General features: G+C 69.0%; 11 protein-coding genes. 3 read left to right on the forward strand and 8 right to left on the reverse strand.

The genetic code is table 11. The features are described from left to right. Window positions 1–84 precede the first annotated feature (84 nt). The 5 genes from infB to rimP are packed head-to-tail and all read right to left on the reverse strand — an operon-like array spanning window position 85 to window position 5,992. Window positions 85–2,802 carry a translation initiation factor IF-2 gene (infB, locus tag BOS5A_RS03805; protein WP_151953867.1) on the reverse strand — a complete coding sequence of 906 codons (2,718 nt, stop codon included), beginning with the start codon at window positions 2,800–2,802 and terminating at the stop codon, window positions 85–87. Then, window positions 2,799–3,542, reverse strand: coding sequence for a DUF448 domain-containing protein (locus BOS5A_RS03810; protein WP_151953868.1), 744 nt, complete (start codon window positions 3,540–3,542; stop codon window positions 2,799–2,801). The genes infB and BOS5A_RS03810 overlap by 4 nt, the downstream gene beginning before the upstream one ends. Next, window positions 3,523–3,777 carry a tautomerase family protein gene (locus BOS5A_RS03815; protein ID WP_151953869.1) on the reverse strand — a complete coding sequence of 85 codons (255 nt, stop codon included), beginning with the start codon at window positions 3,775–3,777 and terminating at the stop codon, window positions 3,523–3,525. Before BOS5A_RS03815 ends, BOS5A_RS03810 begins: the two co-directional genes overlap by 20 nt. Further along, the gene (gene nusA / locus BOS5A_RS03820; protein WP_151953870.1) at window positions 3,777–5,399 is read right to left on the reverse strand and encodes a transcription termination factor NusA; all 1,623 of its coding nucleotides are present in this window, start codon (window positions 5,397–5,399) and stop codon (window positions 3,777–3,779) included. Before nusA ends, BOS5A_RS03815 begins: the two co-directional genes overlap by 1 nt. Then, window positions 5,399–5,992, reverse strand: a complete 594-nt coding sequence (gene rimP, locus BOS5A_RS03825) for a ribosome maturation protein RimP (RefSeq protein WP_151953871.1) — start codon at window positions 5,990–5,992, stop codon at window positions 5,399–5,401. Before rimP ends, nusA begins: the two co-directional genes overlap by 1 nt. A gap of 178 nt (window positions 5,993–6,170) precedes the next feature. Between rimP and BOS5A_RS03830 the strand changes: the two genes are divergently transcribed. Together BOS5A_RS03830 and BOS5A_RS03835 are read left to right on the forward strand one after the other, a co-directional pair. Continuing rightward, window positions 6,171–7,367 carry a PQQ-dependent sugar dehydrogenase gene (locus BOS5A_RS03830; protein ID WP_151953872.1) on the forward strand — a complete coding sequence of 399 codons (1,197 nt, stop codon included), beginning with the start codon at window positions 6,171–6,173 and terminating at the stop codon, window positions 7,365–7,367. Continuing rightward, a complete protein-coding gene (locus tag BOS5A_RS03835) occupies window positions 7,364–8,533 on the forward strand; it encodes a PQQ-dependent sugar dehydrogenase (RefSeq protein ID WP_151953873.1) in 1,170 nt (389 codons plus the stop codon). Before BOS5A_RS03830 ends, BOS5A_RS03835 begins: the two co-directional genes overlap by 4 nt. A 6-nt stretch (window positions 8,534–8,539) precedes the next feature. On the opposite strand, the gene BOS5A_RS03840 is transcribed toward BOS5A_RS03835, so the two are convergent. Further along, the gene (locus BOS5A_RS03840) at window positions 8,540–9,790 is read right to left on the reverse strand and encodes a putative DNA modification/repair radical SAM protein (protein WP_151953874.1); all 1,251 of its coding nucleotides are present in this window, start codon (window positions 9,788–9,790) and stop codon (window positions 8,540–8,542) included. A gap of 20 nt (window positions 9,791–9,810) precedes the next feature. Between BOS5A_RS03840 and BOS5A_RS03845 the strand changes: the two genes are divergently transcribed. Next, window positions 9,811–11,079, forward strand: coding sequence for a hypothetical protein (locus BOS5A_RS03845; protein ID WP_234419189.1), 1,269 nt, complete (start codon window positions 9,811–9,813; stop codon window positions 11,077–11,079). 124 nt (window positions 11,080–11,203) lie between these two features. Here the strand turns inward: BOS5A_RS03845 and smc are convergent, their stop codons facing one another. Next, window positions 11,204–14,596 (reverse strand): chromosome segregation protein SMC, encoded by a 3,393-nt coding sequence (gene smc / locus BOS5A_RS03850; RefSeq protein ID WP_151953876.1) that lies wholly within the window; start codon window positions 14,594–14,596, stop codon window positions 11,204–11,206. 34 nt (window positions 14,597–14,630) lie between these two features. Further along, window positions 14,631–15,356: a DsbA family protein gene (locus tag BOS5A_RS03855; protein ID WP_151953877.1), complete on the reverse strand. Its 726-nt coding sequence runs from the start codon at window positions 15,354–15,356 to the stop codon at window positions 14,631–14,633. Between the last annotated feature and the right edge of the window lies 1 nt (window position 15,357).

A 15,357-nucleotide genomic window follows, 5' to 3' on the forward strand; every position in this document is an offset into this window, starting at 1 on the left:
CTTTGGCCCATCATCCCTGTCCTCACCCTTCCGCCGCTCTTCGAGCGGCTCCCTCCCTCTCCCAAATGGGAGAGGGAAAAGTCCCTATAGCGTGCGTTCGCGCAGTTCGACCTCGAAGGTTTCGAGATAATCGCCGGCCTTGATGTCGGTGAAGTTCTGCGTGAACGTCACACCGCATTCCAGCCCTGCGCGCACTTCCGCCACATCGTCCTTGAAGCGGCGCAGGCTCGCGATCTCGCCCTGGTAGATGATGACGTCCGCCCGCGTGATACGCGCCTTGAGTGCCTTGCGGATGATGCCGTCGGTGACGAGCAGACCTGCCGCCTTGCCATGCTTGCCGGCGGAGAACACCTCGCGGATTTCGGCGCGGCCGACGACCGTCTCGAACGCCTCGGGGCCGAGCTCGCCCGCCATGCCGGCGCGGATCTCGTCGATCAGGTCGTAGATCACGTCGTAATATTTCAGCGCCACCTTCTGCCGTTCGGCGATCTCGCGCGCCTTCGCGTTGGCACGGACATTGAACCCGATGATCGGCGCGCCCGATGCGCCCGCGAGCGTCACGTCGCTTTCGGTGATGCCGCCGACGCCCGAATGCAGCACCCGCGCCTTGATGTCGTCGGTCGAGATCTTGTTGATCGACGCGACGATCGCCTCCACCGTGCCTTGCGTGTCGGCCTTGACGACGAGCGGATATTCGATCGCCTGGTTGGCCTTCAGCGCGGAGAACATCGTCTCCAGGCTCGCCGGCGCCGTAGTCGTGCGCTTCTGGGTGAGCACGCCCTGACGGTAATCGGCAACCTCGCGTGCGCGCGCTTCGGTTTCGACGACCTGGAGCGCATCGCCCGCCGACGGCGTGCCCGAAATGCCGAGGATCTCGACCGGCATCGACGGGCCTGCTTCCTTCAGCTGGCGCCCCTTGTCATCGACGATCGCGCGGACCTTGCCGCTTTCCGCGCCGACGACGAAGATGTCGCCGACCTTCAGCGTGCCGCGGTTGACGAGGATCGTCGCGACGGGCCCGCGCCCCTTGTCGAGCTTCGCTTCGATCACCGTGCCTTCGGCATCGCGATCGGGGTTCGCCTTCAGCTCGAGCAGTTCGGCCTGGAGCTGGATCTTTTCGATCAGCGTGTCGAGCCCGGTCTTCTTGAGCGCCGACACCTCCACGTCCTGAACCTCGCCGCCCATGTCCTCGACGATCACCTCATGCTCGAGCAGGCGCTCGCGCACCCGCTGCGGGTTCGCGCCGTCCTTGTCGACCTTGTTGATCGCGACGATCATCGGGACGCCCGCCGCCTTGGTATGGTTGATCGCCTCGATCGTCTGCGGCATCAGCCCGTCATCGGCAGCGACGACCAGCACGACGATATCGGTGACGTCGGCCCCTCGCGCACGCATCTGCGTGAACGCCTCGTGGCCCGGCGTGTCGAGGAAGGTGACCTTCGACTTGTCCTTCAGCGTGACCTGATAGGCGCCGATATGCTGGGTGATGCCGCCGGCCTCGCCCTTCACCACGTCGGTGCCGCGCAGCGCGTCGAGCAGGCTCGTTTTGCCGTGATCGACATGGCCCATGATCGTGACCACAGGCGCACGCGGCTGGAGCTGATCGGCCGAATCTTCGGTCGTGTCGAGCGCGAGGTCGATGTCCGAATCGGAGACGCGGACGATGTTGTGGCCGAACTCGGTCACCAGCAGCTCGGCGGTGTCCTGATCGATCGTCTGCGTCATCGTGACGGGCATGCCCATCTTGAACAGCGTCTTGACCAGATCGGCGCCGCGTTCCGCCATGCGGTTGGCGAGCTCCTGGACGGTGATGGCCTCAGGCACCTGCACGTCGCGGACCTGCTTGGCCTGCGGTTCACGCGGGCCGCCAAAGCCGCGCTTTTCCTTTTCGCGCGCGCGCTTGAGCGCGGCGAGGCTGCGCGCACGGGCGCCGCCGTCCTCGTTGAGCGCGCGGTTGACGGTCAGCTTGCCGCCACGCCGCTCGTCACCCTTGCGGTCACGCTGCTGCGGACGGGCGGGCGTGTCGGTGCGGCGCGGCGTCGCCTGGCCGCTGGGAAGCGCACGCGTGCCTGGTGCGGACGCGCTTGCCGCCGCTGCCGGAGCAGGGGCGGCCTTTTCGACCGGCTTGGGTTGCGGCCTGGGAATGTCGGGACGCGCGACCGGCGAGAAGCGGCGCGGCGCGGGCATCGCCGGATCGCGGGCGAGTTCGACGATCGGCGGCGGTGCGGCGGGTGCCGGCGCCTCGACGGGAGCTGCTTTCGCTGCGACCCTGGCGGGCGCGTCTGCCGTCGATGCGGGCGGCGCGGCTTCCACCGGTGCCGACTCGGTTACGGCCGGCTGGCGATCGACTGCAGCAGGCGCCGGCTGTGGCGCGGTTTCGGGCTTGCTTGCGCGTTCCTCGGCGCGGCGTGCCTCCTCTTCGGCCGCGCGCTGGCGATCGGCTTCCTCGCGGCGCCGTGCATCTTCCTGCGCGTGCATGCGCTGCTCTTCGGCTTCGCGCAGCAGCCTGGCCTGGCGCTCCTGCGGAGTCAGCGCCGCATCGGACGGTGTCGCGCGCGGCGCGGCGGTGCGCTCGACAGGCGCCTCGGCGGCGGGGGCGGGCGCAGGCTCCGCCACGGCCGGCGCTGCCTCGGGCGCACCGCCCTGCGGCCCGAGCACGCGGCGACGCTTCACCTCGACCACCACCGTGTTCGAACGGCCGTGGCTGAAGCTCTGCTTCACCTTGCCGGTCTCGACCGTGCGCTTCAGCCCCAGGGGCGCACGCATTCCGAGCTTCGGCTTGTCGTTTTCGGTCTCGCTCACTCAAAATCCTCTTGGGCTATCGTCGGCCTGAGCTCGGTGGCCTGGGCGGCGGCAATGCCGGTCGCCGATGCGCCTTGCGAGGCCGTTTCGCAAGGTGCGTGCTTCAGGTCGGATCCGATAAAGTGCAGCCACCGATCGAGCGCGTCGCCCAATCGCATGGCCGCCAGACGGTCTGTAACGCCGATATGTACCACATTTTCGCGGCCCAGCGCCATCGCCAATATGGTGCGCGAGGCTGGCAACGCCAACCCCTTCAGGTCGCTGCCTTCGCGGTCGCTGCCGACCCGCCACGCCTGGGCAAGCTTGCGCGCACCATCGGCGGCGGCATCGGCCGCGTGGTAAAGCGCATGAAGCTTGCCGCTGCGCGCCGCGTCCTCGATCCGGTCGGACCCGGTCAGCAGATTGCCCGATCGCGATTCCAGCCCGAGCCGGTCGAGTGCGTTGCGTTCCAGCGCGGCGGCGATCCTGGCGGGCAGATCGTCGGGCAGCGCGAAATCATTGGCCTTGAACGCGCGCGCCAGGGCGCCGCGAAGCTTGCCCTTCGCCAGCGCCGACTCGAGCGCGGCACGGTCCACCCCGATCCACGCGCCCCGCCCCGGCGCCCTGGCGCGCACGTCGGGCAGCACCTGCCCGTCGGGCGCCAGCGCCAGCCGTACAAGTCGATCCTGCCCGCTCCGCTCGCGGGTCAGGATGCAGGAGCGTTCGGGGCCTTCTACCGGCTCATTGTCCCGGGACCGCATGCGCGTCTCCCCGGGGTTCGGTGGCAGGGACCGGGGCGGGCGGGTTCGCGCCGCGGTCGGCGATCAGGATGCCGCCGGCGCCGTAATTTTCCGTCGAGACTTCCTCGATCACGATCTGCACCGCCGCCGGGTTCTTGCCCAGCCGCGCGACCAGCGAGGCCGTGACGTCTGCCACGATCCCCGCCTTTTGCGCCTTGGTGGCGGTGCCCGAAATCCTGATCGAGACGAACGGCATCAGGCCTCCTCGCCCTCCGCGTCAGCGGTTGCCGCCGCCGGCTCGTCCTCGAACCAGTGCGCGCGGGCGGCCATGATCATCTCGTTGCCCTGCTCCTCGGTCAGGCCGTATTCCTGCAGAACGCCGCCCTTGTGCTCGGGGCGCTTGGGGGCATCCTCGCTGCGGCGGCGCGGCTCGATGCGCTTCTTCTCGATCAGCTCGTCGGTCGCCAGATCGGCGAGGTCGTCGAGCGTCTTGATACCCGCCTTGCCGAGCGTGACCAGCATCGCCTCGGTCATATACGGCAGGTCCGCGAGCGCATCCTCGACGCCTAGGGCCGTGCGCTCCTCGCGGGCGGCCTGTTCGCGGCGTTCGAGCGCTTCCTGCGCGCGGCTCTGCAACTCCTGCGCGAGGTCTTCGTCGAAGCCCTCGATCCCGGCCAGCTCGTCGAGCTCGACATAGGCGACCTCTTCCAGCGCGCCGAAGCCTTCGGCGACCAGCAGCTGCGCCAGCGTCTCGTCGACGTCCAGCTCGGTCTGGAACATCTCGGTGCGCTCGGTGAATTCCTTCTGGCGCTTCTCCGACGCATCGGCCTCGGTCAGGATGTCGATCGCCTTTGCGGTCAACTGCGAGGCGAGACGGACGTTCTGCCCACGCCGCCCGATCGCGAGCGACAACTGATCGTCGGGAACGACGACCTCGATCCGGTCCTCTTCCTCGTCGATGACGACGCGGCTGACGTTCGCGGGCTGGAGCGCGTTCACCACGAAGGTCGCGGTATCGGGCGACCACGGAATGATGTCGATCTTCTCGCCCTGCATTTCCTGCACGACGGCCTGCACGCGGCTGCCCTTCATGCCGACGCACGCGCCGACCGGATCGATGCTGCTGTCGTGCGAGATGACGCCGATCTTGGCGCGGCTGCCGGGGTCGCGCGCCGCGGCCTTGATCTCGATGATGCCGTCGTAGATCTCGGGGACTTCCTGCGCGAACAGTTTCTTCATGAAGTCGGGATGCGCGCGGCTGAGGAAGATCTGCGGGCCGCGGTTCTCGCGGCGCACGCTGAAGATCAGGCTGCGGATGCGGTCGTTGACGCGCACGACTTCGCGGGGAATCTGCTGGTCGCGGCGGATGACGCCTTCCGCGCGGCCGAGATCAACGACGATATGGCCGAACTCGACCCGCTTGACGACGCCGGTGATGATCTCGCCGGCACGGTCCTTGAACTCCTCGAACTGGCGCTCGCGCTCGGCATCGCGGACTTTCTGGAAGATCGTCTGCTTCGCCGCCTGTGCCTGGATGCGGCCGAACTCGATCGGGGGCAGCGGATCGACGAGGAAGTCGCCGACGACTGCGCCCGCCTGCAGCTTCTGCGCGCCTTTCACGTCCACCTGCTTGTAGATGTCGTCGACCAGCTCGACGACCTCGACGACGCGCCACAGGCGCAGGTCGCCGTTATTCGCGTCGAGCTTGGCGCGGATATCCATTTCCTGGCCGTAGCGGGTGCGCGCAGCGCGCTGGATCGCGTCCTCCATCGCCTCGATGACGATCGCCTTGTCGATCATCTTCTCGCTCGCGACCGAATTCGCGATCGCGATCAGTTCCGCGCGGTTCGCGGTAACGCCGGAAGTCGCCGTGGCCATCAGTTCGTTTCCTCTGCTTGCGCCGCGTCGGACGCGTCGCCTGTGTCTTCGTCTATGTCTTCGAATTCGTCGGCGCCCTCGGCCGAGAGCGGCGCGGTGGCGGCGAGCAGCCGGTCAGTGAAGACGAGCTTCGCCTCCTCGATCCGCGCGAACGGCAGCATGAAGGTCGCGCCGGCCGCGGAGCGGAGCATCACGACGCCGCCCTTCTCGTCAACGCCGGCGAGATCGCCCTTGAACGTCCGCTGTCCACCCAGCTTCTCGACGAGCGTGATCCGCGCCTCGTGCCCCGCCCAGTCGGTAAAGTCCTTCAGCCGGGTCAGCGGCCGGTCGATGCCGGGGCTCGACACCTCAAGCCGGTAGGCGTCCTCGATCGGGTCACGGTCTTCCGCCTCCAGCGCGTCGAGCCTGTCGGACACCCGGCGCGACAGGTCGGCGCAGTCGTCGATCGTCAGCTGGCGGGTATCGGGGCGCTCCGCCATGATTTGCAGCGTGCGCTCGTCGCCGCGCCCGAACAGCTTCACGCGCACCAGGTCGAAGCCCAGCGCGCGCGCCTCGGGCTCGATCAGGTCGGTCAGCTTGGCGATATCGGCCACGGGCACCTTTCGGACATGCGTTTCTTGCCGCCGCGGAGCCGGGCCCCGCAGCCTCCTTCACCTGGCGATGTAAGAGATGCGAGAGCGCTATAGCGCCGACGCCCCGATCGCACAAGCGCTTGCCGCATCCATTGCGGCGCCGATACGTTCATGCCGTTGTCACGACCGGGAGATAGTGATGCGTTCTTCGATCCTTGCCGCCCTGCCGATCATCCTCGTCGCCTGTTCGAGCAGCGGCACCATGGCCGAGTCCCCGGCCCCAGCACCCAGCGAAGACGGACTGGTGGCGCAGGCGGACAGGGCGGACCAGCGGCCGTTCGCGACCAGCGTCATCGCGGATTTCGAGGCGCCCTGGGCGATGACCTTCCTGCCCGACGCGCGCATGCTCGTCACCGAAAAGGCGGGTCAGATGCTGCTCGTCTCCGCCGACGGCACGCAGCGACAGACGATCGCGACGATTCCCGTCGATTCGGCCGGACAGGGCGCGTTGATGGACGTCGTCCTCGCGCCTGATTTCGCGACGTCGAAGCGCGTGTATTTCAGCTATGCCGCGGCCGGCGAGGGCGGCAAGGGTGTCGTCCTGGCGCGCGGGGTGCTGGAGGAAAGGCAGGTCCAGTGCATCAAGGCGCCGTGTCCGCCGGTCGCGCGGCTGTCCGGCATCGAAACACTGTTCCGCGCGCATCCGCTCGTGGACGGAGACGGGCATTATTCCGGCAGGATCGCTTTCTCGCCGGACGGCAAATATCTGTTCTTCACCAATGGCGAGCGGCAGAAATTCACGCCTGCGCAGGACCCCAAGGTCACGCTGGGCAAGGTGCTGCGGCTGACGCTCGACGGCAAGCCGGCGCCCGGCAACCCGCTTGCCGCGAAGGGCTTCGATCCCGCCATCTGGTCCTACGGCCACCGCAACCTGCTCGGCATCGCGTTCGATTCGGCGGGCAATCTGTGGGAGCAGGAAATGGGGCCGAAGGGCGGCGACGAGATCAATCTCATCAAGCCCGGGCTGAACTATGGCTGGCCCAGGGCATCGAACGGCAGCAATTACGACGACACCGACATCCCCGATCACCGCGCCGGCGACGGCTATGAACCGCCCAAGGTCTGGTGGAACCCGTCGATCTCGCCTGCGGGGCTGATGATCTATTCGGGCAACCTCTTCCCGCAGTGGAAGGGCGATGCCTTTGTCGGCGGGCTGTCGTCGAAGGCACTTTTGCGCATCGATCTTGACGGCACCAATGCAAGGAAGGGCGACCAATGGGACATGGGTGCGCGTATCCGCGAGGTGGAGCAGGGGCCGGACGGCGCGATCTGGCTGCTGGAGGATGGCGGGCGGGGCTCACAGGGGCGGCTTCTCAAGCTGACGCCGCGGTCATGATCCGCCGCGCGCTCACGCCGCTTGCGCTGCTGCTCGTCGCTGCGTGCGGTGGCGAAGGGGGCGGCACGATCGGCTCCGCTCCGACACCCACACCCACACCTACACCGACGCCCGCCCCCTCGCCGACGCCGGCGCCAACGACGACGGCGGTGACCCGCACACCCGTCGCGTCGTTCGACAATCCCTGGGCGATGGTGTTCCTGCCCGACGGACAGCTTCTGGTCACCGAAAAGCCGGGGCGGCTGCAACTCGTCACCCAGGCGGGCGTGAAGACGCCGGTCACCGGCGTGCCGGCCGTTACCTATTCGGGCCAGCTGGGGTTCCAGGACGTGATCCTCGATCCCGGGTTCGCGACCAACCGCGTCGTTTACCTGAGCTATGCGGAGCCGGCGTCGGGCGGTCGATCCGCGCTGGCGGTCGCGCGTGCCACGCTGGCCACCGGTTCGGCGCCGCGGCTCGACAGCCTCAGCGTCATCTGGCGCGCGGTGCCCGCCACCACCGGCGGCCAGCTCGGCGCACGGCTCGCCTTTTCACCGGACGGGCATCTGTTCGTCTCCACCGGGGAGCGCCAGCAGGGCGCGCCGGCGCAGGACATGGGCGGGACGCTCGGCAAGATCGTGCGTCTCAATGCTGACGGCTCGGTACCGGCGGGCAATCCCTTTGCGGCGACGTCAGGCGCGCGGCCGGAAATCTGGACGCTCGGCCACCGCAATCCCTACGGCCTCGTCTTCGCCCGCGACGGCCGTCTGTTCGAAAGCGAGATGGGTCCGGCGGGTGGCGACGAGTTCAATCTCATCACGGGGGGAAAGAATTACGGCTGGCCCAACGTGTCGGAGGGCGACAATTACGACGGCACGCCGATCCCGCGCCACGCGACCAATCCCGCCTACACCCCGCCGCTGACAAGCTGGACGCCGGTGATCGCGCCGGGCGGAATGATCGAATATCGCGGCACGCGCTTCAGCGGGTGGGACGGCGACTTCATCCTGGCCGGGCTGGCGGCGCAGGCGATCGTCCGGGTGCGCGTCAGCGGCACCACCGCGAGCGAAGCGGGGCGGATCAGCCTCGGCGCGCGCATCCGCGAGGTCGAGCAGGGGCCGGACGGCGCGATCTGGGTGCTGGAGGATGGCGGCGGCGGCCGGCTCATCCGGCTTGATCCCGCCTGACGTAAATCAGGCGGCAAACAGTTCGAGCTGCTCGCGCTTCGGCACCACCATCGGTTTCAGATCGGCGCGGTCGGTCAGCGCCACCGGTCGCCAGTCGTTAGTGACGATGAACGGCCGCATCTTGGCAACCGACACCGTCAAGCGCCCCACATCGGCCAGCGACAGCCTTCGCCAACGCCGCGCGCCAAGGATCGCGTTCACCGCTTTCACGCCAAGCCCCGGGACGCGCAGCAGCATCTCGCGCGGCGCGCGGTTGATATCGATCGGGAAGGACGCCCGGAATTTCAGCGCCCAGGCGAGCTTGGGATCGATGTCGAGCGGCAGCATCCCCGTCGCATCGTCCGCCGCCGCGACGACCTCGCGTGGCGCAAAACCGTAGAAGCGCATCAGCCAGTCGGACTGATAGAGCCTGTGTTCGCGCATCAGCGGCGGGCGCTGGAGCGGTAGCACCGCGCTGGCATCGGGAATCGGGCTGAACGCCGAATAATAGACGCGCTTCAAGGTGAATCGGTCGTAGAGAGTCGCGGCCTTCGTCACGATATCGCCGTCCGTCGCCGCATCCGCGCCGACGATCATCTGGGTCGATTGGCCGGCAGGTGCGAAACGCGGCGCGGAGCGGTATTTCTTCCGCGCGTCGGCGGTATCGACGATCGTCGCCTTCGTCTCCCCCATCGCACTCTCGATCCGCGCGCCGTCCTTTTCGGGCGCCAGCCGCTTCAATCCGCCGGCGGTCGGAAGCTCGACGTTGATCGACAGGCGATCGGCGTGAAGTCCCGCCTGCCGCACCAGCTCCGGATCGGCGTCGGGGATCGTCTTGAGGTGAATATAGCCGCGGAAATCATGATCCTCGCGCAGCGACCGCGCGACCTCGCCGATCTGCTCCATCGTGTAGTTGGACGTTCCGATGATGCCCGAGGACAGAAACAGCCCCTCGATGTAGTTGCGCTTGTAGAAGGCGAGGGTGAGATCGACGACTTCCTTCGCGGTAAAGCGCGCGCGCCGCACGTTCGAGCTCTTGCGGTTGATGCAGTAATGGCAGTCGAAGATGCAGCTGTTCGTCAGCAGGATTTTCAGCAGGCTGATGCAACGGCCATCGGGCGCATAGGCGTGGCAGATGCCCATGCCGGCATCGGTCGATCCCAGCCCCTTGCCGTCGCGCGAGGTGCGCTTCACCGATCCCGACGAGGCGCACGACGCATCGTATTTCGCTGCGTCGGCAAGGATTTCCAGCTTCTGTCGGACATCGAGCTGCGCCATGCGTTCCTTATATGTTCGGCGTGGCCGAAAGCCAAGCGCTCGATTATGGCGAGGGAATGGACAGGCTGATGCGCGACCGTGCGCCCTACGCATTGCTGGCGCTGACCTGCCTCGCGGGCTGGCTCTTCAAATGGCATTGCGGCGCCTTCTGGGTCGGCAACGTCCAGTATGTCACCGGCTGCTATAGCGACGCGGTGCCATTCTGGGGGTTGCGCGGGGTGGCGGCGGGACAGGCGCCCTATTTTCAGGCGCGGATGGAATATCCGGTGCTGACCGGCGCGCTGATCTGGGTCGAGGGCGGGATCACCCGGTTGGGCGGTGCGCGCGCGGATGCGGCGGACTTCCTGACGATCGTCAGCGGGGTGAACGCCGTGCTCGCCTTTGTCGTGCTGGCGATGATGCGCGGCGCCGGCGTCGATCGCGCGCGGCAGTTTGCGTGGAGCCTTTCCCCGCTGCTCGTCCTGTATCTGGGGCATAATTGGGACATGCTGGCGGTCGCGTTCGCGGTCGGCGCGCTGCTGGCGGCGCGGCGGGGGCGGGATGCGACCGCGACGGCGCTCGCCGCGCTCGGCACCGCGGCGAAACTCTTTCCCGTGCTCATGCTGCCCCTATTCGGGCTTGGCGCCCTGTTCAAGCGGGGCGAGCGGCTGCCGCAGCGCCTCGCCAGCGCAGCCACGCTCGTCGCGGTCGCGGTTCTGGCATGGGGAGTCGTCAACCTGCCGGTCGCGATCGGTGCGTTCCAGAACTGGTCGGAATTCTACCGCTTCTCGGGCGAACGCAGCGGGACGGCGGGGTCGGTGTGGGAGCTGGCGTCGATGCTCGGCGTGGCGCAGATCGATGTGCCCACGCGCAACCTCTGGTCGTTCGCGGCCTTTGCCGCCGGCGCGGTGGCCATCGTCGCGGCGGGATGGCCGCGCCACCGCGACCGGTTGTGGCTGCTCTTTACGCCAGTCCTCGCGTGGTTCCTTTTGACCAGCAAGGTCTATTCGCCGCAATTCGACCTGTGGCTGTATCCCTTCGCGATCCTGACGAGCCGGCGGCTCTGGCCGGTCGCGTGGTTCGCGCTTGGTGACGCGCTCGCCTATTTCGCGGAGTTCTGGATCTTCGCCGGGCTCGCAACGCCGAAAATGCTCGCGGTCGCTGCGGTAATCCGGGCAGGCGCGATGCTGTGGATCATCGGATCGGCGCTGACCGAACCGCCGCCCGCGTGGATCAGCCGAACAGACCCCAGAGATAGCGCAGCAGATCGACCGCGCTCCCCAGACTTATCGGCATCAACAGCAATATGAAGGCGTAGATCAGCAGCAGCCGGCTGACGACGCGCTCGCGCTGCGACCGCGGTGTCGGCGCGGGTTCGTCGCGGCGGGGCCAGGTCGTGCGTTCGTCGAGGAACATGCGCGCAAGTTTGCGCTTTCATTCGGCGGCGATCAAGCGCTCCGCCCCGCCGAGATCGACCGAGACCAGCCGGCTGACCCCGCGCTCGATCATCGTCACCCCGAACAGCCGGTGCATCCGGCTCATCGTGACGGCATTGTGGGTGACGATCAGATAGCGCGTATGCGTTTCCACCGTCATCGCGTCGAGGAGATCGCAGAACCGCTCGATATTGGCGTCGTCGAGCGGGGCATCGACCTCGTCGAGCACGCAGATCGGCGCCGGGTTGGTCAGGAACAGCCCGAAGATCAGCGCGACCGCGGTCAGCGCCTGCTCGCCCCCCGACAAGAGGGTCAGCGACTGGAGGCGCTTGCCCGGCGGCTGCGCCATGATTTCCAGCCCGGCCTCGAGCGGATCGTCCGAATCGACGAGCTCCAGATGCGCCTGCCCGCCATCGAACAGCGTCGCGAACAGCCGCTGGAAATGTCCGTTGACCGCCGCGAACGCCGCAAGCAGCCGCTGGCGGCCCTCGCGGTTCAGCGTGCCGATCGATCCGCGCAACCGGTTGACCGCCTGACCCAGCTCGTCGCGCTCGGCGGCGTTGGACAGCGCGCCCGTTTCCAGCTCGGCCAGTTCCTGTTCCGCCACGAGATTGACCGGACCGATGCGTTCGCGATCGACCGTCAGCCGATCGTGCGTGGCCGATTCCTCCGCCGGCGCCCGGACGGAGTCGCTGTCGAAGCCGATTTTCGCGGGAAGGACCGGCGCTGGGCATTCGAACCGCTCGCCGGAGACGCGGCCCATCTCGACCCGGCGAAGCTCCTGGTGCTCGGCGCGCGCGATCGCCCCGGCGCGCAGCTCACGCGCCTGCGACAGCGCTTCGCCCGAAATCCGCGCACTGTCCTCGGCCGCGCGCAGCGTCGATTCGGCGGCGCGCTCCGCCGCGGCAAGGTCGTCGGCGGCACCGCGCGCGGTCTCGTGATCGGCCGCGATCCGCGCGATGTCGGCGTCGAGCACCCCCGGCCGATCGGCGAGCGCGCTCGCCTCGCGGGCCAGCTCCTCCGCGCGCTTGTCCATGTCGGCGATTCGGCGCGCGGCATCGCCCGCGCGCGCGCGCCAGCTCTTCGCCTCCACCTGCGCGCCGGCAAGCCGCTCGCGTTGCGCGGTCAGGCCGCGGTCGATCGCCGCGCGCTCGGTGCGCGCCTGTGCCACCGCCGTGCGTTGAAGATCAGCTGCACGCTGCGCCTTCTCGACTGCCGCTGCCGTCGCGGTCGTATCGGGAAGTGCGGTTATGGCAGCGGTCGCCACTCCGGCCTCGCGCGCGGCCTCGTCATGCTCCGTTTCAGCCCGCGCGGCGCGCGCGTCGAGATCGGTGCGTTGACCCGAAAGCCGCTCGATCTGCGCGGTGGCGCGGTCCTCGCGCTGGCGGGCGTCGCGGGTCGCTGCCTCCGCCTGTGCCATTGCTCCACGCCCCGCCTGCGCCCGTGTCCGTGCCGCGGCGATCGCGCGCTCGGCCTCGTCCAGCGCGGCGTCGCCCTGTGCCACGGCGTCGCGCGCGGCGGGCAAGGCTGTTTCGATGGCGGCGAGCCGATTCATCCGCTCCAGCCGCTCCGCCGCCGCCGCGCCCCCGGTGCGCGCGACAAGCCCGTCCCAACGCCGCATCGCGCCGCCTCTGGTCACGATCCGCTGGCCGGGCAGGAGCGCGCGGCCGTCATCGGTGTCGACGACGATAATTTGCGCAAGACGACGGCCAAGCACGTCGGGCGCGCTGACGTGGCGGGAAAGCGGATCGCCCGCCACCGCCGCGTCGCCGGATGCGCTGGCGCCCGCCCAATGCGCGTCAGCCGAAGGATCGATCCCGATCTCCAGATCGTCGCCAAGCGCCGCGGCGAGCGCGCGCTCATAGCCCGGCGCGGCGCGGACATGATCGAGCAGGCGGTCGCGCCCCGACCGCTGTGTCGCCCGGGTCAGCGCGGCGGCTTCGCTTTCCAGCGCGGACAGGTCGGCGCGGGCGGCGGCGCGTGTGGCCTGCGCGGTGTCGCGGCCGGCGGCCGCCGCGCGCTCGGCCGCGTCGGCATCGGCGATGTACCGGCGGGCTGCGTCGAGCGCGACCGTGCCCATGTCGCGGTCTTGAATCGCGCGGCGGCGTTCCGCCTCGATCGGGGCCGGGTCGCCGATCGCCGCGATGGCCTGCGCGACCTGCGCCACTTCGCGCTCGGCGCGCTCGAGCCGTGCGCGTGCAGCGTTGAGCGCCGCGTTCGCCACGCGCGCATCGGCCGCCTCGCTCGCCGCCCGCGCGATCGTTTGCGCCAGCGCGACCTCGGCGTCGCGCGCGCTGCGTTCCGCCCCGGCCAGCGCGGCGTCCAGCGTCGGCAGCGCATCGCCGCCCCGCGCGATCTCGCGCTCCAGCAGCCTCGCTTCGTCGGTCAGCCGCCCGATCGCGTCCGCCGCGTCGTTGGCGAGCGCGCCTTCGCGGTCGCGGTCGGCGACGATCCGCGCGCTCGCCTCGGCAAGGTCGCGCAACCGTCGTTCCGCTGTGTCCCGTTCGCTGCGCAACGCCGCCAGCCGGTGTCCGGCCTCGCTTGCACGGTCGCGCGCGGACAGCGCCGCGGCGCGCGCGGTCGCCAGCGCGTCGGTCGCCTGCGCCTGATACGCCGCCGCCGCCGTCTGCGCTTCGTGCGCCGCGGTAACCTTCACCCCCGCGCTCGCCGCCTCGGCCTTGGCGGTGTCCGCCGCCGCCGCCGCCTCGCGCCAGCGGGCGAAGATCATGCGCGCTTCGGCGACGCGGATCTGTGCGGAGAGCGCGCGATAGCGCTCCGCCTGCCGTGCCTGACGCTTCAGCGCGGCGGCGCGCGCATCCTGATCGGCGATCACCTCGTCGAGCCGCGCCAGATTGGCCTCGGTCGCGCGCAGCTTCGCCTCCGCGTCCTTGCGGCGCACGTGCAGCCCCGCGATCCCCGCCGCTTCCTCCAGCATCGCGCGCCGCTCGGCGGGCTTGGCCGCGATCACCGCGCCGATCCGGTTCTGGCTAACGAGGGCAGGGCTGTGCGCGCCGGTCGCGGCGTCGGCGAACAGCAGCGCCACATCCTTCGCGCGCACGTCGCGGCCGTCGATCCGGTAGGCGGAGCCAGCGCCGCGTTCGATCCGGCGGACGACCTCGGTTTCCTCTCCCGCGATCTCGGCGAGCAGAGAGACTTCGGCGAAGTCGCGCGGCGGGCGCGTCGCGGTGCCGGCAAAGATCACGTCTTCCATGCCGGCGCCGCGCATCGACTTCGGACTGTTCTCGCCCATCGTCCAGCGCAGCGCCTCGAGCAGGTTCGATTTGCCGCAACCATTGGGGCCGACGACGCCGGTCAGCCCCGGTTCGATCCGCAGGTCGGCTGCGTCGACGAAGCTCTTGAAGCCCGACAATCGCAGCCGCTTGATCTGCATCGGTTCAGCGCCCCCCGACGCCCGTTTCCAGCGCTCAGGCGCCCGCGTTCTTCAGCGCCTTCTCGACCTCGTCCCAGCTGACCACATCGAGCTTCTTGCCGTTCAGGAAGAACGTCGGCGTGCCGGTCACGCCCTGGTCGGTGCCGCCCTGCATGACCTTGGTGATCTCGTCGATCGCCTTCTTGTCGGTGATGCACGCGCGCGCCTGCGCCTCGGGAATGCCGCGCTGCTTCACGAAATCGATATAGCCGAGCTGTTCGGCCCAGGCGGTGAACATCTGCGCCGGCGGGAGGCTCGCGACCTTCTGCTGGAAGGCGTTCGCGTTCTCCATCTTCGGCAGGATCGTCGGCTGGGCCGCGAACATGTCCTCCAGCAGCGGGAAGAACGGCGCGGTGCCGGCACAGCGGCCGAGCAGCGCAGGCGCGAAGTCGGGCGCGCCGTGGACCATGAATTCGCGGAATTCGTAACTCACCTTGCCGCTCGCGACATAGGTGTTCTCCAGCGGCTTCATGCCGGTATTGGCGAACGCACCACAGGTCGGGCACAGCCGCGAGCCATATTCGACGAGCTTGATCGGCGCGTTCGGGTTGCCCATCACATAGCCGTTCTCCGGCGTCTTGGAGACGATTTCGGTCCACTTCTGGCCGGCGGGTGCGGCCTGCGCGGCGACGGGCGCCGATGGCGTCGTCGAATTGCCGTCGCCCGAGCCGCAGGCAGCGAGCGCCAGCGGCAGCAGGGCGAGAAGGAAGCGCGTTGTCATC

The sequence above is a fragment of the Sphingomonas sp. EC-HK361 genome, assembly GCF_902498785.1.
In the GTDB taxonomy this organism is placed as follows: domain Bacteria; phylum Pseudomonadota; class Alphaproteobacteria; order Sphingomonadales; family Sphingomonadaceae; genus Sphingomonas.

Excerpts from the sequence above, each read along its gene's own strand:
- BOS5A_RS03810 (WP_151953868.1), bottom strand. The coding sequence starts at position 3,542 with ATGCGGTCCCGGGACAATGAGCCGGTAGAAGGCCCCGAACGCTCCTGC.
- BOS5A_RS03815 (WP_151953869.1), bottom strand. The coding sequence starts at position 3,777 with ATGCCGTTCGTCTCGATCAGGATTTCGGGCACCGCCACCAAGGCGCAA.
- nusA (WP_151953870.1), bottom strand. The coding sequence starts at position 5,399 with ATGGCCACGGCGACTTCCGGCGTTACCGCGAACCGCGCGGAACTGATC.
- BOS5A_RS03830 (WP_151953872.1), top strand. The coding sequence starts at position 6,171 with ATGCGTTCTTCGATCCTTGCCGCCCTGCCGATCATCCTCGTCGCCTGT.
- BOS5A_RS03835 (WP_151953873.1), top strand. The coding sequence starts at position 7,364 with ATGATCCGCCGCGCGCTCACGCCGCTTGCGCTGCTGCTCGTCGCTGCG.
- BOS5A_RS03840 (WP_151953874.1), bottom strand. The coding sequence starts at position 9,790 with ATGGCGCAGCTCGATGTCCGACAGAAGCTGGAAATCCTTGCCGACGCA.
- smc (WP_151953876.1), bottom strand. The coding sequence starts at position 14,596 with ATGCAGATCAAGCGGCTGCGATTGTCGGGCTTCAAGAGCTTCGTCGAC.
- BOS5A_RS03855 (WP_151953877.1), bottom strand. The coding sequence starts at position 15,356 with ATGACAACGCGCTTCCTTCTCGCCCTGCTGCCGCTGGCGCTCGCTGCC.